General features: G+C 63.7%; 15 protein-coding genes and 3 pseudogenes. 13 read left to right on the plus strand and 5 right to left on the minus strand.

Annotation, left to right across the window (positions count from 1 at the left end; genetic code table 11):
* Positions 1-33 precede the first annotated feature (33 nt).
* Together AC1DPX_RS06735 and AC1DPX_RS06740 are read right to left on the minus strand one after the other, a co-directional pair.
* Positions 34-2,181: a phospholipase D-like domain-containing protein gene (locus AC1DPX_RS06735; RefSeq protein WP_477235382.1), complete on the minus strand. Its 2,148-nt coding sequence runs from the start codon at positions 2,179-2,181 to the stop codon at positions 34-36.
* Complete coding sequence (locus AC1DPX_RS06740) at positions 2,178-2,621, minus strand: hypothetical protein (RefSeq protein WP_477235384.1); 444 nt, start codon at positions 2,619-2,621, stop codon at positions 2,178-2,180. Before AC1DPX_RS06740 ends, AC1DPX_RS06735 begins: the two co-directional genes overlap by 4 nt.
* A gap of 48 nt (positions 2,622-2,669) precedes the next feature.
* On the opposite strand from AC1DPX_RS06740, the gene AC1DPX_RS06745 reads away from it, so the two are divergent.
* Complete coding sequence (locus tag AC1DPX_RS06745) at positions 2,670-3,389, plus strand: hypothetical protein (protein WP_477235386.1); 720 nt, start codon at positions 2,670-2,672, stop codon at positions 3,387-3,389.
* A 6-nt stretch (positions 3,390-3,395) separates the two neighbouring features.
* Here the strand turns inward: AC1DPX_RS06745 and AC1DPX_RS06750 are convergent, their stop codons facing one another.
* Positions 3,396-4,277: a LysR family transcriptional regulator gene (locus tag AC1DPX_RS06750; RefSeq protein WP_477235388.1), complete on the minus strand. Its 882-nt coding sequence runs from the start codon at positions 4,275-4,277 to the stop codon at positions 3,396-3,398.
* 161 nt (positions 4,278-4,438) lie between these two features.
* Between AC1DPX_RS06750 and AC1DPX_RS06755 the strand changes: the two genes are divergently transcribed.
* Positions 4,439-5,935, plus strand: coding sequence for a CoA-acylating methylmalonate-semialdehyde dehydrogenase (locus AC1DPX_RS06755; protein WP_202357394.1), 1,497 nt, complete (start codon positions 4,439-4,441; stop codon positions 5,933-5,935).
* Between the two features lie 59 nt (positions 5,936-5,994).
* On the opposite strand, the gene AC1DPX_RS06760 is transcribed toward AC1DPX_RS06755, so the two are convergent.
* A complete protein-coding gene (locus AC1DPX_RS06760; RefSeq protein WP_477235390.1) occupies positions 5,995-6,324 on the minus strand; it encodes a nuclear transport factor 2 family protein in 330 nt (109 codons plus the stop codon).
* An 80-nt stretch (positions 6,325-6,404) separates the two neighbouring features.
* On the opposite strand from AC1DPX_RS06760, the gene AC1DPX_RS06765 reads away from it, so the two are divergent.
* Together AC1DPX_RS06765 and AC1DPX_RS06770 are read left to right on the plus strand one after the other, a co-directional pair.
* Positions 6,405-6,818 carry a winged helix-turn-helix transcriptional regulator gene (locus AC1DPX_RS06765; protein WP_477235392.1) on the plus strand — a complete coding sequence of 138 codons (414 nt, stop codon included), beginning with the start codon at positions 6,405-6,407 and terminating at the stop codon, positions 6,816-6,818.
* Between the two features lie 140 nt (positions 6,819-6,958).
* Complete coding sequence (locus tag AC1DPX_RS06770) at positions 6,959-7,270, plus strand: hypothetical protein (RefSeq protein ID WP_477235394.1); 312 nt, start codon at positions 6,959-6,961, stop codon at positions 7,268-7,270.
* Between the two features lie 8 nt (positions 7,271-7,278).
* On the opposite strand, the gene AC1DPX_RS06775 is transcribed toward AC1DPX_RS06770, so the two are convergent.
* Entirely contained in the window at positions 7,279-7,974 is a 696-nt protein-coding gene (locus tag AC1DPX_RS06775; RefSeq protein WP_202357397.1) for a GntR family transcriptional regulator, read from the minus strand.
* A gap of 69 nt (positions 7,975-8,043) precedes the next feature.
* Here AC1DPX_RS06775 and AC1DPX_RS06780 point away from each other — a divergent pair, with 69 nt between their 5' ends.
* From AC1DPX_RS06780 to AC1DPX_RS06820, 9 genes and pseudogenes are all read left to right on the plus strand, one after another.
* Positions 8,044-8,979 (plus strand): dihydrodipicolinate synthase family protein, encoded by a 936-nt coding sequence (locus tag AC1DPX_RS06780; protein WP_477235396.1) that lies wholly within the window; start codon positions 8,044-8,046, stop codon positions 8,977-8,979.
* Positions 8,980-8,993: 14 nt separating this feature from the next.
* Positions 8,994-10,307, plus strand: coding sequence for an NAD(P)/FAD-dependent oxidoreductase (locus AC1DPX_RS06785; RefSeq protein WP_477235398.1), 1,314 nt, complete (start codon positions 8,994-8,996; stop codon positions 10,305-10,307).
* A 16-nt stretch (positions 10,308-10,323) separates the two neighbouring features.
* A complete protein-coding gene (locus AC1DPX_RS06790; protein ID WP_477235400.1) occupies positions 10,324-11,325 on the plus strand; it encodes a 4-hydroxyproline epimerase in 1,002 nt (333 codons plus the stop codon).
* A gap of 336 nt (positions 11,326-11,661) precedes the next feature.
* Entirely contained in the window at positions 11,662-12,564 is a 903-nt protein-coding gene (locus tag AC1DPX_RS06795; protein WP_202357401.1) for a branched-chain amino acid ABC transporter permease, read from the plus strand.
* Between the two features lie 4 nt (positions 12,565-12,568).
* Positions 12,569-12,895: pseudogene (locus AC1DPX_RS06800) on the plus strand (DUF3382 domain-containing protein); the annotation flags it as partial.
* 144 nt (positions 12,896-13,039) lie between these two features.
* Positions 13,040-14,164 (plus strand): annotated as a pseudogene (gene livM / locus AC1DPX_RS06805) (high-affinity branched-chain amino acid ABC transporter permease LivM); the annotation flags it as partial.
* Positions 14,164-15,255 (plus strand): annotated as a pseudogene (locus tag AC1DPX_RS06810) (ABC transporter ATP-binding protein); the annotation flags it as partial. The pseudogenes livM and AC1DPX_RS06810, both read left to right, overlap by 1 nt.
* An 11-nt stretch (positions 15,256-15,266) precedes the next feature.
* A complete protein-coding gene (locus tag AC1DPX_RS06815) occupies positions 15,267-15,995 on the plus strand; it encodes an ABC transporter ATP-binding protein (protein ID WP_202357403.1) in 729 nt (242 codons plus the stop codon).
* A 111-nt stretch (positions 15,996-16,106) separates the two neighbouring features.
* Positions 16,107-16,454: a DUF6867 family protein gene (locus tag AC1DPX_RS06820; RefSeq protein WP_023777625.1), complete on the plus strand. Its 348-nt coding sequence runs from the start codon at positions 16,107-16,109 to the stop codon at positions 16,452-16,454.
* Positions 16,455-16,498: the final 44 nt, after the last annotated feature.

The following is a 16,498-nucleotide window of genomic DNA, read 5'->3' on the forward strand; positions in this document are numbered from 1 at the left end:
CCCAAAAACCGGGGCCACTTTTGGCGACAGGCATCAGAACGCCTGCCTGACCCAGGCCTCGTCGAACAGCAGCCGGTAGGCCCATGGGATCGTCACGTTGCTGGAAACCGGGTTCGAATGGGCGAGATAGTCGTCATAGATCGGCTTCATCCTGACGTAGAAGGCGGGATCGAGCACCATCATGCCGTTCTCTGAATCGTGGAAGAAGCTGCGGTTGTTGAGGTTGACCGACGAGATGGCGACCAGCCTTTCGTCGATCATCATGATCTTTGAATGCAACACCACGTCGGGCGCCTTGAACTCGCGGATGTTGATGCGGTCACCATATTTCTCGACGAACAGCTTGTTGAGCGCGGTGAGGAACTTGCCGCCAATGTCGCCCTTGAGGTCGATGCGGCCGACAATGTCGATCTTGACGCCGCGGGCGAGCGCCCGGTCAAAGGCCTGGGCGAGGCTTGGCGTCAGATTGAGGTAGGGGTTGACGATCTGGATATGGTGGCGGGCGGCGTCGACCAGTTCGACGAAATAGGCCTCCAGCGCATGGTCGTCCTCATAGGGCACGGAAATGAAGTGCCGGGCATTGCCGCGGGGGCGGCCATCGCCTCGCACCGGGATGGAGAATGGCCGCGCCAGATTGGTATCGGCGTCGCGCAACCATATTGTCGACAGATGCGCGGCGAGCGTTTCGACCGTCGCCCTGTCGGCGAACTCGATGTCGAAGTCGCTCCAGTTCGAATAGTAGTTCAGCGAAAACCCGTCGGTCTTGCCGTATTGTTCAAGGTTCGCATAGCGCGACAGGTCGATCGGCTGATGGAACAGGAAACCGTCATGGATGTTGCGGCCGCCGATGATGACGCGCGAGCGCGCTGGGTCCACAGCCAGCGTCGCCAGCATCTTGATGTGATGGGTCTTGTGCAGCTGTGAGATCTGCTCGTCGATCGGTGCGCCATGGTCGGCGCGCCAGCGGTATTCCTGCAATTCGACATTGGGGAACTCCGCCGCCAGCCGGTGCAACAGGGCGTCGTCCTTGTCGCGCTCCAGCACGTCGGTGACCAGAATGCGCACCTTGGTGCCAAGAGCGGCGTGATGGCGGATCAGCCGCTCGATGACGCGGCCGGAAAAGTCGGCCTTGAACTCGAGCGAGGACAGATAGATCAGCTTCAGTCTTGGCGCCCTGGAGAAATCGAGCGGCAGCTCCGGATCGCCTTTGTCGATTGCCGCATCGGAGAGCGTCGCGCCCATCAGCGCCTCGACCTTGGCGTTGAAGCCGTCGCGCGACTTGCGCAGCAGCCTGGGCTTGTCGATGGGCAGGGCGCAGGTCTGCGACAGCCAGCGGCTGGCATAGAAGGCGCGCTCGAGCGCGTCGAGGCCGGTGCTGTCGGGAACCGGGCAGCGCTCGTAGCGACTGTCGAAGCTGGCGAGAGCAGGATCGGCGATCTCTTCGCGCCGGATGGTGAGCGGCGACCCGCCCGGCGCAAGGCTGGAGCGGATCCTTGCCGTGCAACGGTTCAGCCCTTCGCTTGGAAACAGGCTGACGACGTCGTCCTCACCCGACAGGCGGAACCGGAATGCCGCGCCGGCGGCGATGGTGCGTGAGGCGCCGGCGGCGCGCATCGCGAGAGGACCGTCGCAGGTGGCCTCGATCTCGGCCGGCTGCTCGCCAGCCTGGCGCACCACGATTTCGGTGCTGCGCGCCTGCAGGCCGGAGAAATCGAAAATCTTGGGGGCCGAGGGCCGCGCCGCCGCATCGATATAGAGCGTCTGCCGCGACACCCGCCAGCGTCCTTCGAAATGACCCTCGCCGCTGCCGCCATTGGCCGGCGGCAGATGCGCCCTGGCGACCGGTCCGGCCAGTTGCTGCAGCGTCGAATAGGTCGCCTGGAAGTCGCTGTTCTGCACGTCGCGGCGGTTGCGTCCGAACGGGCCGGTGCCGTTGGCGCGATCCATGGCGCCGAGCTCATTGTGGGCGAGCAGCGCCAGGAAGCGTCTTTCGTAGTCGCTGGTCTCTGCATTGCCAAAAAACTGCGCTGCCTGCGGCCCGGACGTGCTGGCCGACAGAGACGGCCGCGCGCAGGCTTCCTGTCCCGGCAGCAGATCGCAGGCATTGCGGCCCGTGCCGGCACAACCGGCAAGGGCGGTCAGCCCGAACAGGGCAAGGATGCTAAATGCGTGGCGATTCACCCGGTGGCTCCGGCCTTCATGGCGCTCAACTGTGCCGGGTCGCGCGGCGGCATGAAGCCCTGTGGAAACACCTTGCAGACGGGGATGGCGAAGGTCGCGATCAGCAATTCAGCCTCGCCGCGCATCTTGCGCGGCGCCGCCTTGTCGTCACGGATTGCCCTGGCGGAAGCGACAAGCGCGCCGTCGCAGTCGCAATGATTGTGGCGGGCGATGTAGCAGGCGTCGTGGACCTGGCACACCGCGTCGAGGCGGTCGACCGGCCGGGCCGAAAGATCGCCGGTGCGGGTGCCGGGGCCGCAATAATTGCCAAAGACGAAAGGCGAGGGGCGCGCCATCGCGTAACGGATCGGCTTGGGCAATTCGGCTTCCGGCACTTTTGTCCACGGGTTGGCGCAGGCCGAAACGAAAATCAGCGGCAGGATGGCAAGAACGGCTCGCATTGTTTCCGCGCCAGCTTTCTGAACGATTTCCCCACCGGCGCCCTGCCCATGGCCGGCGACCGCATGCCTGATGCCACACTGGCCGGTTTTGTGGCAAGGAAAAGGCGGCGTCCATCACCTGACCGTGTTATCACCGGGGCGGTACAATCTGTCAGGCGCATCGTTCCGGCCTGGCATTCGCGAGCACCCGTGATGCGTATCGGCTTTGTGGTTACGGCTATCGTGTTTCTGTCCTGCACCTCGGCGGCCAATGCCGCCGACAAGACCGTTCACGACAAGGACAACGGATTTTCCCTGACCTTTCCGGAGGGTTGGACCAACGAGGAACCTTCCGGCAAGACCATGCGGCTGAAGATCAAGTCCGGCGATCAGGGCCTCACCTGCCGGGTATCGGTCGGTCTCTATGATCCGCAGGCGTCCGATTCACCCGCCGATCCCAAGGCATTTCTCGAAACGGGCTGGTCGCCGCGGGCCTGGCAAGAGATGGTCGGCGCCGCCTTTACCGCGGCGGCCTTCAGCAACGAAAAGTTGATCCGCTTTCCCGATGGCTATCCGGCACGAATGGCCGACATGGATTTCCAGGTCGGGGACGGCAACGCCAGCTTCCCCGGCCACGCCATGGTCGTGCTTTCGTTGCGCGGCACCCGCTTCGGGCTGGTGACCTGCGGGCTTACGGGCGACAGCGTCGAGCAAATGAAGCAGAAGTGGGTGCCATTGGCTGACGAAGCCCAACGGGTGGCGAGATCTTTTGTTCTCGATGGACCGTGAGCACCTTTACAGGAAAAGGCTTCTTTCCCGCTCCACCGCCTTGGTGATGAAGCCGGCGACGATCTGGATGCGGCGCAGCGGCCTGACCGATTCGTGATAGACCAGCCAGTAGGCGCGGCGGATGGGCGCCACAACATCGACGGCCACCAGTTCCGGCATCGAACGCGCCACGAAAGTGTGCAGGATGCCGATGCCGGCGCCCGAGCGCACCGCTTCGGCCTGGCCGAGCGCGGAGGAGATGGCGAAGCTGGTGCGCCAGTCCGCGCTGAATTCGGCCGCGTAATCGAGCGACGGGCTGACGATCAGGTCAGGCACATAGCCGATGAGGGTGTGCCTGCCGAGTTCGGCCGCTGTCTTGGGCAGACCATTGGCGTCGGCGTAGGCGCGCGAGGCAAACAGGCCGAGCGAATAGTCGACCAGCTTTCCCGCAACCAGCCGGCCTTCCGTCGGTCGCTCGACGGTGATGGCGATGTCGGCCTCGCGCCGGGAAAGCGAGAAGGAGCGCGGCACCGGCACGAGCTGGATCGTCAGTTCGCGGTGCAGCGCGGTCAGGTCGCCAAGGCGCCTGGCCAGGAAGGCGACGCCGAACCCGTCCGGCGCGCCGATGCGCACGGTGCCGGAGATGTCGTCGCCCTCGCCTGAAATGGTCGAGCGCGCGGCGATCATGTCGCCCTCCATGCGCTCGGCAATGTCGAGGAAGCGCTCGCCGGCCGGTGTCAGTTCGCTGCCGGTGGTCAGCCGGCGGAAGAGCTTCGTGCGCAGCGCGTCCTCGAGTGCGGCGATGCGGCGCGAGACGGTGGCGTGGTTCAGCTCCAGCCGCCTGGCGGCGCCAAGAAACTGGCCGGCGCGAGCCACGGCGAGGAAGATGCGGACGTCATCCCAGTTCATGGGAATCCCCAAAAGATATCTTGTAGCCTGCCATTTGCGAGAATTGATGCTCGCCCGTCAACCGTTATCTACTTTTCGCACAACGGTTGCGTTCTTCCTCGCGTTGCCTTCGCCACCGCAAAGGCGGACAATGCGCCCATCACAAACAAGGGAGAGACATCATGATCGAATACGGTCATTTCATCGGTGGCAAGCGTGTCGCCGGCACCAGCGGCCGCAAGCAGGACGTCATGCAGCCGATGGACGGCACGGTGCGCGGCACGGTGGCGCTGGCCTCGCAGGCGGAACTGCGCGCGGCGGTCGAGAACGCCAAGGCGGCGCAGCCGAAATGGGCCGCCACCAACCCGCAGCGCCGCGTGCGCGTGCTGATGAAATTCCTCGAACTGGTCGCCCGCGACTATGACGAACTGGCCGACATCCTGGCGCGCGAGCACGGCAAGACGATCGCCGACGCCAAGGGCGACATCCAGCGCGGCCTCGAAGTGGTCGAAGTCTGCATCGGCGCGCCGCACATGATGAAGGGCGAATTCACCGATGGCGCCGGCCCGGGCATCGACGTCTATTCGATGCGCCAGCCGCTCGGCGTCGTCGCCGGCATCACCCCGTTCAACTTCCCGGCGATGATCCCGCTGTGGAAGATCGCGCCGGCCATCGCCTGTGGCAATGCCTTCATCCTGAAGCCGTCGGAGCGTGACCCGGGCGTGCCGATCCGCATCGCCGAACTGTTCCTCGAGGCCGGCCTGCCGGCTGGCATCCTCAACGTCGTCAATGGCGACAAGGAAGTGGTCGACGCCATCCTCGACGATCCCGACATCAAGGCCGTCGGCTTTGTCGGTTCGACGCCGATCGCCCACTACATCTATTCGCGCGGCACAGCGGCGGGCAAGCGCGTGCAGTGCTTCGGCGGCGCCAAGAACCACATGATCATCATGCCCGACGCCGACATGGACCAGACCGTCGACGCCCTGATCGGCGCCGGCTACGGCTCGGCCGGCGAGCGCTGCATGGCGATCTCGGTGGCCGTTCCGGTCGGCAACGACACCGCCAACCGGCTGATGGAAAAGCTGATCCCGCGCGTCGAGAGCCTGAAGGTCGGCCCGTCGACGGATTCGGCCGCCGATTTCGGCCCGCTGGTGACGGCGCAGGCGCTGGAGCGCGTCAAGGGCTATGTCGACACCGGCGTCAAGGAAGGCGCCACGCTCGTCGTCGACGGCCGCGGCTTCAAAATGCAGGGCTATGAGGACGGCTACTATATGGGCGGCTGCCTGTTCGACAATGTCACGGCGGACATGCGCATCTACAAGGAAGAGATCTTCGGGCCGGTGCTCTCGGTGGTGCGCGCGCCGACCTATGAGAGCGCGATCAAGCTCGCCAACGACCACGAGATGGGCAATGGCGTCGCCATCTTTACCCGCGACGGCGACGCCGCGCGTGATTTCGCGAGCCGTGTCCAGGTCGGCATGGTCGGCGTCAACGTGCCGATCCCGGTTCCGATCGCCTATTACACCTTCGGCGGCTGGAAGGCGTCTTCCTTCGGCGACCTCAACCAGCACGGACCGGACGCCTTCCGCTTCTACACCAAGACCAAGACGGTGACCTCGCGCTGGCCGTCCGGCATCAAGGACGGCGCCGAGTTCGTCATCCCGACGATGAACTGACATCGGACACTTGTTTCACCGAGTTAAGGGCGCGGCTTTGGTCGCGCCCTTTTTGCGTGTCATGCGCCGATCTCCAGCCGCGTGATCCGGTCGCGGGTCAGCGTGAAGGCGTAGTGGAGCGTCGCAGGACTGCCGGGGAAATTTCCCGAGACGATGCCGGCGATCCGCCATGCATCGCCCTTGGTCGTCGCGTCGGCGACCTCGACGGTCACCCGGTATTTGCGTGTCGTCTCCTCCATCCAGCCGCGGATGGCGGCCAAACCTCGATGGGTTCTTCCTTCGTCCTTGACCGTGGCGTCGGGCGAGAAGGGGACGAGCATGGCGTCGATATCGTGCCTGTTCTTGGCGGTGAAATAGTCGGCCAACGGCTGTGGAAGCTTTGCGGTCATGATGTCATCTCCGGTGCGGGTTGCCGCCAGCCGAGGCCGGCGGCGCTTGTCCGGCTTCTAAAATGCGATATGCTGGCGAAATGACAAGAACCGACGAAAAAGTAAGGTACTTACCTGAAGGTAAGGCCGAGCCTGAAGGTAAGGTTCGGCCCGAAGTTAAGCCCGCGACATTGACGCCGTCATCGGCGGCGAGCGGCGTCGAGAATGTGCTGCGCATCCTCGAAGGCCGCTGGAAACTGGTGATCCTGTTTCACCTGTTCGGTGGCAAGGTGCTGCGCTTCTCCGATCTCGAACGGGCGATCCCGGCGATCTCGCAGAAGATGCTGATCCAGCAGCTGCGGCAGATGGAGGCCGACGGCATCGTGCGCCGTATCGTGCATCACCAGGTGCCGCCGAAGGTCGAATATTGCCTGACCGATTGGGGCCAGGCCCTGTGCCCGGCGCTCGACGCCTTGCTGAAATGGGCGGTACTTCGCGAACCGGCGCAAGACTGACGCAGCTGTTGCCCTGCAACGCGCCGTGAGCCCCGAAATGGTGCTTGTTTTCGGATCAGGACCTCACCATATCGGTTCCAGGGAATGATAAAATTCCCATGCCTCCCTTTGCCGGAACGCGGAGGCGAAGGAGGTGCCAAATGGCACACAAATTTTCGTTTCGATGGATCAGGATGGGTGCTATCGGCATCGCGCTGGCGCTGTCGACGCTAGCGGCACGGGCGCAATTCATCTGCGGCGGTCACAGTGATCTTGTCGCGGGATTGGCGCAGGCCTTTCAACAAAAGCAGATCGGCTACGGCGTGGTCGGCCAGGCCGCCATTTTCGAGATTTACGTTTCGGCAAGCGGGAGCTGGTCCATTCTGGTGACCGACGTGCAGGGCCGAAGCTGCATTTTCGCGACCGGTGAGGGGTGGGAGAATACGGCCATCGCCACCGCGCAAGGAATCTGATCGCCCGTTCAGCGCGTCGCAGCGACCTCGGCATGGCCGCGCAGCAGCGCCATCAGCCGCTTGGCATCCTTGGCGGCTCCCTCCTCGTCGCCGTCGAGGATCGAGCGGATCAGCGCGACGTGATGCTCGGCTGACTCGGCCAGGCCCGTGTCCGCCTTGTAGCGGAACCAGAAGCGGCGGCTGTGGGTCTGCAGGGGCGCGGCCAGCCGCGCGGCGAAGGGGTTGTCGGCGGCCATCGCCAGCGCCTCGTCGAGCGCCTTGTCGGCCTGGATGAAGGCAAGCACATTGCCCGAGATGACCGCCTTCTGCATGGCGAGCGCCGCCTCGTGAAACAGGTCGGCGGCCTCGCGGGTGACGAAGCGCGCGGCCGAGCGGGCCAGCACCACCTCGACGCCGCGCCGCGCGTCGAGCACGCGCAGCCAGTCGCCGGGATGCAGCGGCGCGATCGCGATGCCGGCGCGCGGCCGGACATCCAGCAGCCCTTCCCAGGCCAGCCGCTGGATCGCCTCGCGCACCGGCGTGCGGCCAAGGTCCAGCTTTTCGATGAGCGCCCCTTCGGTGACGAAGCTCGCCGGCGCCAGTTCCAGCGTGACGATCATTTGCTCGAGCACGTGGTACGCCCTGGTCGCGGCCGGCTCGGCGGATGCTCTGATTGCTTCGGTGGATATCAAAGGCGGCCTCCTGATATATTTTGAATATATCATAGCAGAATCCGCATTGACAGTCCGTTTCTTAACAGATATACGGCTGATATATCAGATGGAGACGCGACTATGTGGACCGGAGTTTTCCCCGCCGTCACGACCAAATTCACCGCCGATGATCGGCTCGACCATGCCGAGATGGAGCGCTGCTTCGGCCTGCAGATGGAAGCCGGTTGCGATGGCATCATCGTCTGCGGCTCGCTCGGCGAAGGGCCGATGCTGTCGGCTGACGAGAAGATCGAGGTGCTCAAGACCGCGCAGAAAGTCGCCGGCAAGAAGCCGGTGCTGATGACGGTGAATGAGCCAGGCACCCGGGAAGCGGCCAGCATCGCCAGGCGCGCCGCGAAGGAAGGCGCCAATGGCCTGATGGTGGTGCCGAGCCCGATCTACCACACCAACGCGGAAGAGACGGTCGCGGCGCTGCGCGCGGTCGCCGAGGCCGGCGACCTGCCGGTCATGATCTACTCCAACCGGCTCGCCTATCGCGTCGACGTCACCGTCGACCAGATGGAGGAACTGGCGTCCGACAAGCGCTTCGTCGCCGTCAAGGAATCCTCCGACGACATCAGGCGCACGATCGAGATCATCAACCGGCTGGGCGACCGCTACGATTTGTTCACCGGCGTCGACAACCTCGCCTTCGAGGCGCTGTCGGTCGGCGCCATCGGCTGGGTGGCCGGCCTGGTCACCGCCTTCCCGCGCGAGACGGTCGCCATCTACCAGCTAATGAAGCAGGGCCGCCGCGAGGAGGCGCTCGCCATCTACCGCTGGTTCCGGCCGCTGCTCGATCTCGACGTCTCGACCTATCTGGTACAGAACATCAAGCTTGCCGAAGTGCTGGCAATCGATACCAATGACCGCGTGCGCATGCCGCGCCAGCCGCTGTCGGGCGAGCGCCGCAAGGCGGTGGAGAAGATCATACGGGATGCGCTGGCGGTGCGGCCGAAGCTGCCGTCGCTCCAGATGCCTCCTCTACCGGCGGACAAGCTTGTGGCAGCCGAATAAAGGGCAGCACCGACGTGCCAGGACATTCCAAATCCCCGGAACAGGAGCAGCCCTCCGCCGCTGGGGCACCTTCTCCCCGTTCAGCGGGAGGAGGTGAGGACATCGCTATCATCGGTGGCGGCATCATCGGTATCTGTGCCGCTGCTTTCCTCGCCGAGGCGGGGCGCAGCGTCACTGTCTTCGACCGCACCGGCGTCTGCGAGGAGACGAGTTCCGGCAACGCGGCAGCCTTTGCTTTCTCCGATGTGCTGCCGCTGGCGCACAAGGGCATGATCAAGAACCTGCCGAAATGGCTGGCCGATCCGCTCGGTCCGCTCAGCATTCCGCCGGCCTACCTGCCGCAGCTCCTGCCCTGGCTGATCCGCTTCTGGCGCGCCGGTGCGCCGGCGAAATACGAGGCCAGCCTCGCCGCCCAGGCCGGCATGATGAAGCTCGCCGAGGCGGAATGGATGGGCCTGCTCGATCGCTCCGGCACGCGGCCGATGCTGCGCGAGGATGGCTCGCTCGAACTTTACGAAAGCGAGGCCGAGTTCCGCGCCTCGCTGTCCGGCTGGGCCGCGCGCGAGCGTTTCGGCATCGGCTTTCGCCATGTCGAGGGCGATGGCCTGGCGGGTTTGCAGCCTGGCCTGTCCCCGCGCTTCATCAAGGGCACCTTCGTGCCGGGCTGGAAGACGGTCGCCGATCCGAAATTGCTCGGCAAGGCGGTGTGGGCTTATGCCGAGGCCAGGGGCGCCCGCTTTGAAATGGGCCGCATCGACCAGATTACGGCAGACCAGCATGGCGCGACGCTGACTTTGGCCGACGGCACGACCGGGCAGGCGCGGCAGCTCGTCGTCGCAGCCGGCGCCTGGTCGCACCTTCTGGCGCGGCAGCTTGGCGACCGCATTCCGCTGGAGACCGAGCGCGGCTACAACACGACGCTGCCCAAGGGCGCCTTCGATGTGAAGCGGCAGCTGATCTTCTCCGGCCATGGTTTTGTCATCACGCCGCTCGCGACGGGCCTGCGCGTCGGCGGCGCCGTCGAGCTCGGCGGCATCGAGCGGCCGCCCAATTTCAACAGATCGAAGGCGCTCCTGAAGAAAGCGCAGCAATTCCTGCCCGGGCTCGATCCCTCGGGCGGGCGCGAATGGATGGGGTTCCGGCCGTCGCTGCCGGATTCTGTACCTGTCATAGGCAAGGCATCAGGAAACCGTCCGGTGGTCTATGCTTTCGGCCATGGCCATCTCGGCCTGACCCAGGCCGCGGCGACCGCACGGTTGATCCGGGAAATCATCATGGGGCAGGTTGCGTCTGTTGATCTCGCCCCCTTCAGTCCACAACGGTTTTGAATTTTCGAGGAGCGACATGGCCAAGAAATCCTTCTTCTGCATCGACGGCCACACATGCGGCAATCCGGTGCGGCTGGTCGCCGGCGGCGGTCCGCTGCTCGAGGGCGCGACGATGATGGAGCGGCGCGCGCATTTCCTCGCCGAATATGACTGGATCCGCACGGGCCTGATGTTCGAGCCGCGCGGCCATGACGTCATGTCGGGTTCGATCCTCTATCCGCCGACACGCGAGGATTGCGACATCGCCATCCTGTTCATCGAAACCTCGGGCTGCCTGCCGATGTGCGGCCACGGCACGATCGGCACGGTGACGATGGCCATCGAGCATGGGCTGATCAAGCCGAAGACGCCGGGCGTGCTGAGGCTCGACACGCCGGCCGGGCTGGTCATCGCCGAGTACAAGCAGGTCGGCGAATATGTCGAGGAGGTGCGTATCACCAACGTGCCGTCGTTCCTCCACGCCGAAGGGCTGACGGTTGAATGTCCCCATCTGGGCGAGATCACCGTCGATGTCGCCTATGGCGGCAATTTCTACGCCATCGTCGAACCGCAGAAGAATTACCGCGACATGGCCGATCATTCCGCCGGCGACCTCATCGCCTGGAGCCCGGTGGTGCGGCAGCGGCTCAACGAGAAATACACTTTCGTGCATCCGGAAAACCCCGGCATCAACCGGCTGTCGCACATGCTGTGGACCGGCAAGCCGACGGTGGAAGGGGCCGACGCCCGCAATGCCGTCTTCTACGGCGACAAGGCCATCGACCGCTCGCCTTGCGGCACTGGCACCTCGGCGCGCATGGCGCAGCTCCATGCCAAGGGCAAGCTCAAGGCCGGCGACGCCTTCGTGCATGAATCGATCATCGGTTCGCTGTTCAAGGGCAAGGTCGAAAAGGAGGTCGCTGTCGCGGGCAGACCGGCGATCATCCCCTCGATCGGCGGCTGGGCGCGGATGACCGGACTGAACACGATCTTCATCGACGACCGCGATCCGTTCGCGCATGGTTTCGTGGTCAAGTGAAGAGAATCCTGACCCAGCGGAAGGAAGTGTGGCGAAATGACGAACCCTGTCAGGAACGCAACGATTCTTCTTATCACCTAATTTTGACGGTGATTTCTTCGAAACGGCGCGCATGATACGGCCGAATCGTCAAAGACATTGCGTTATGCCAATGATAGGGTCCGCGATAGTCCAGGGGTCGGGTGCAGAAAACGGGCGGTCGGAACGACGTGAATCGGAAACACGCGGGGCGGTCAAAAAAATCACGTTGCAATCCGGCCTCGAAACTTTACGACTAGGGGAAATACGAAAAGGAATGCGTCTGCATGGGCGACATTCCAGGGGAGCCATGTACACATGCAGTACTTTGTCCAGCAGCTTATCAATGGGCTGACGCTGGGATCGATCTATGGCCTGATCGCAATCGGCTACACGATGGTCTACGGCATCATCGGCATGATCAACTTCGCCCATGGCGACATTTTCATGGTGGGCGCCTTCACGGCGCTGATCGTCTTCCTCATCCTTGGCTCGCTGTTCTATTCGGTGCCCGTGGTCATCGCGCTGCTGGTCATGATGATCGTGGCGATGCTGCTTACCAGCCTCTACAACTGGACGATCGAGAAGGTGGCCTACCGGCCGCTACGCGGTTCGTTCCGGCTGGCGCCGCTGATCACCGCCATCGGCATGTCGATCGCGCTGTCGAACTTCGTCCAGGTGACGCAAGGTCCGCGCAACAAGCCGATCCCGCCGATGGTCAGCCAGGTCTACAACATTGACGGTGTCAGCGTGTCGCTGAAGCAGATCATCATCGTCATCGTCACCGCGCTGCTGCTGGTGCTGTTCTGGTATCTGGTCAACAGGACCTCGCTTGGCCGGGCGCAACGCGCCTGCGAACAGGACCGCAAGATGGCCGCCCTTCTGGGCATCGACGTCGACCGCACCATCTCGATCACCTTCATCATGGGAGCCTCGCTTGCCGCCGTCGCCGGTACGCTGTTCCTGATGTACTATGGCGTGGTGGCCTTTTCCGACGGTTTTGTGCCGGGTGTGAAGGCATTCACCGCGGCGGTGCTTGGCGGCATCGGCTCATTGCCGGGCGCCGTGCTCGGCGGGCTGCTGATCGGCTTCATCGAGAGCATGTGGTCGGCCTATTTCTCGATCGACTACAAGGACGTCGCGGCGTTCTCGATCCTGGCCATCGTGCTGATCTTCCTGCCTTCCGGCATCTTGGGCCGGCCTGAAGTCGAAAAGGTCTGAGATCATGGCCGTGACCGTATCTCGCGAAGGCGACAGCGTCGCCACCCCCACCCAACGCGCGCTTAAGGAAGCGTTCTATGCCGGCGCCATCGCGCTTGGCCTGTTCGTGCTGTTCATCGGTCTGAAGACCGGTCAGAACATGTCCAACGAACTGGTCCTGACGCAGCGCTGGGGCTTGCTCGCCGCTGTGGTGATCGCCACGGCCGTCGGCCGTTTCCTCTATGTCGCCTATGGCCAGCCCTTCATGGCCAACCAAAAGATCGCCAACGTCGCCACCGGTCTGTTGCCGGCCAGCGTGGGGTCGCGCTTCTTTCAGTTGCCGGCGTTCATCGTGGCTTTCGTCGCGGCGGTGCTGCTGTTCGCACTGAACAGCTCCCTTGCCGGATGGGTGGGAGCGGAAGCGGCCGGGTATCTGCAATTCCTGCGCGCCCTGGCGGTCGTCTATGTGCTGGCCTGCGTGATCTACTACTTCCGCGCCTTCATCCACGCCAACTTCACCAAATTGGGCATCACGGCGCTTGTGCTGTACCCGATCCTCGTGGTCGCGGTGCTTTCGCTGAACGCCTGGTCGATTGCCGGAGGGCTGCAGGGCTCGCTGAAATGGGTCGACAATTTCGGCATCCAGATCCTGATCTATGTGATGCTGGCCTGGGGGCTGAACATCGTCGTTGGCCTCGCCGGCCTGCTCGACCTCGGCTACGTCGCCTTCTATGCGCTTGGCGCCTATGCCTATGCGCTTCTTGCCACGCAATACGGCCTGTCGTTCTGGATCCTGCTGCCGGCCGCGGGCTGCATGGCAGCCCTCTGGGGGGTGCTGCTCGGTTTCCCCGTGCTGCGCCTGCGTGGCGACTATCTGGCGATCGTGACGCTCGCCTTCGGCGAGATCATCCGCCTGGTGCTGATCAACTGGCGCGAGGTCACCAACGGCTCGGCCGGCATCTCCGGCATTCCCAAGGTTTCCTTCTTCGGCCTGATGACCTTCAACGTGTCGGACCCCAACTACATTGCCAAGGTCCTGCATATCGCGACATCGAGCGCCTACTACAAGATCTTCCTCTACTATCTGATCCTGGGCCTGTGCCTGCTTACCGCGTTCGTCACCATCAGGCTGCGCCGCCTGCCGGTCGGCCGCGCCTGGGAAGCCTTGCGTGAGGACGAGATCGCCTGCCGCTCGCTGGGCATCAACACCACCACGACCAAGCTGACGGCGTTCGCCACAGGCGCCATGTTCGGTGGTTTCGCCGGCTCGTTCTTCGCCGCGCGGCAGGGCTTCGTCAGCCCGGAATCCTTCGTCTTCCTGGAATCGGCCATCATCCTTGCCATCGTCGTTCTCGGCGGCATGGGCTCGCTGGTCGGCATCGCGGTCGCCGCGATGGTGATGATCGGCGGCACCGAGGCGCTACGCGAACTCGACTTCCTCAAGCAGATCTTCGGGCCGGACTTCACTCCCGAACTCTACCGCATGCTTCTGTTCGGCATGGCCATGGTCATCGTCATGCTGTGGAAGCCGCGCGGCTTCGTCGGCAGTCGAGAACCGACCGCCTTCCTCAAGGAGCGAAGGGCTGTCTCAAGCTCCTTCACCAAGGAGGGCCACGGCTGATGAATGCGACCACGCAAATGAACGACGCCATCCTGCAGGTCGACCATCTGTCGATGAAGTTCGGCGGCCTGGTCGCCATCGGCGACCTGTCCTTCACCGCCAGGCGCGGCGAAATCACGGCGCTGATCGGCCCCAACGGCGCCGGCAAGACCACGGTGTTCAACTGCATCACCGGCTTCTACAAGCCGTCGGAAGGCATGATCACGCTCAATCGCGCGGATGGTTCCAGCTACCTGCTGGAGCGCTTGCCCAACCATGAGATCCCGGCGCGCGCCAAGGTGGCGCGCACCTTCCAGAACATCCGCCTGTTCTCGGGCATGACGCTGCTGGAGAACCTTCTGGTTGCCCAGCATAACAAGCTGATGAAGGCATCGGGCTACACGGTGCTTGGCCTGTTCGGCTTCAGCGGTTACCGCAAGGCATCGGCCGAGTCGATGGACCTGGCCAAGCACTGGCTGGAGAAGGCCGATCTCGTCGATCGCGCCGACGATCCGGCAGGCGATTTGCCCTATGGTGCGCAGCGGCGCCTCGAGATCGCGCGCGCCATGTGCACGGGTCCGGAGCTTCTGTGTCTCGACGAGCCGGCGGCCGGCCTCAACCCGAAGGAATCGGCGGCGCTCAACGAGCTCTTGATCGATATCAAGAACAACACCGGCACCTCGATCCTGCTGATCGAACACGACATGTCGGTGGTCATGCAGATTTCAGACCATGTCGTGGTGCTGGAATATGGCCGCAAGATCTCCGACGGCAATCCTCAGTCGGTACGCACCGATCCGCGCGTCATCGCCGCCTATCTCGGCGTCGACGACGAGGAGGTCGAGACCGTGCTGACCGAGGTCGGCGACGAGGACGTCATCGAGCAGCTCGACATAGGTCCGGATGCCGCGCATGGCCCGGGGACATCGTCATCATACCTGGCCGGACCGGTGAGCGACACGGTCGGACACAGCGATGGCGAGCGTGTCACCGTGTCGAAGGGCGCCTCGAAGGCGGCGCAGGTCGATGCAAAGGCCAATTTGCCAAGAAAGCCGTCCGAGCGGGCCACGGCCAAGCCGACCGGAAAATCCTCGACAGCCAAGCCGCGTGGGGGGCGTAAATAATGGCCGGGACAACGCTGCTCGATATCAAGGGCGTGGAGACCTACTACGGCAACATCCGGGCGCTGAACGGGGTCGATGTCACCGTCAAGGAGGGTGAGATCGTGGCGCTGATCGGCGCCAACGGCGCCGGCAAGTCGACGCTGATGATGACCATTTTCGGGGCTCCGCGCGCCCGCTCGGGCACCATCACCTTCGCCGGCACCGACATCACCCAATTGCCGACGCACGAGATCGCGCGCATGCGCATCGCCCAATCACCCGAAGGCCGGCGCATCTTCCCGCGCATGACGGTGATGGAAAACCTGCAGATGGGCGCCAGCCTCGACAACCTCAAGCACTATGACGAGGACGTCGAGAAGGTGTTCACGCTGTTCCCGCGGCTCAAGGAGCGCATCGCCCAGCGCGGCGGCACGCTGTCGGGCGGCGAGCAGCAGATGCTGTCGATCGGACGTGCGCTGATGGCGCGGCCAAAGCTGCTTCTGCTCGACGAGCCGTCGCTGGGCCTGGCGCCGCTGATCGTCAAGCAGATCTTCGACGCCATCCGCGAGCTGAACCGCACGCAAGGGCTGACCGTGTTCCTGGTCGAGCAGAACGCGTTCGGCGCGTTGAAACTCGCCACGCGCGGCTATGTCATGGTCAACGGCAATGTGACGATGAGCGGCACCGGCAAGGAACTGCTCGCCAATCCGGAAGTGCGCGCCGCCTATCTCGAAGGCGGGCATCACTGAGTTTGGGAGCGGAATGTGCATCCGGTACCCCGCTCCAACTTGTTCGTTTGTCGCGTGATCCTTGTCCGAAAAGTCCGCGACTTTTCGGGATCATGCTAGGGAGACTTCATCATGCAGGGCATTCTCTATGAGGAACCCTCGATCTGGCAGTTCTTCTTCGTCACCTGCCTGCTCGGCGGCTGGGCGGCCTGGATGACCGGCAAGGCCAGCGCCCAGACATGGCGCTCCTTCATCCAGCTTTTCGCCTATCTGCTGGGTCTCGGCATCGGCATCCGCTTCATCCATCACGCGCTGTTCGACGGTACGATGTTCTCGCTGCACTACTATGTCGTCGATACCATCGTGCTGATGATACTGGGCTTCGTCGGCTATCAATACACACGAACGAACCAGATGGTCACACAGTATAATTGGCTCTACGAAAGAGCTTCAATCTTGAGCTGGAAACCGAAAGGTTGACGTTCATCATTAACGCCGCGTCAGGGATGAATCGGCGTGACAAG

Source organism: Mesorhizobium sp. 01N446, from assembly GCF_056399285.1.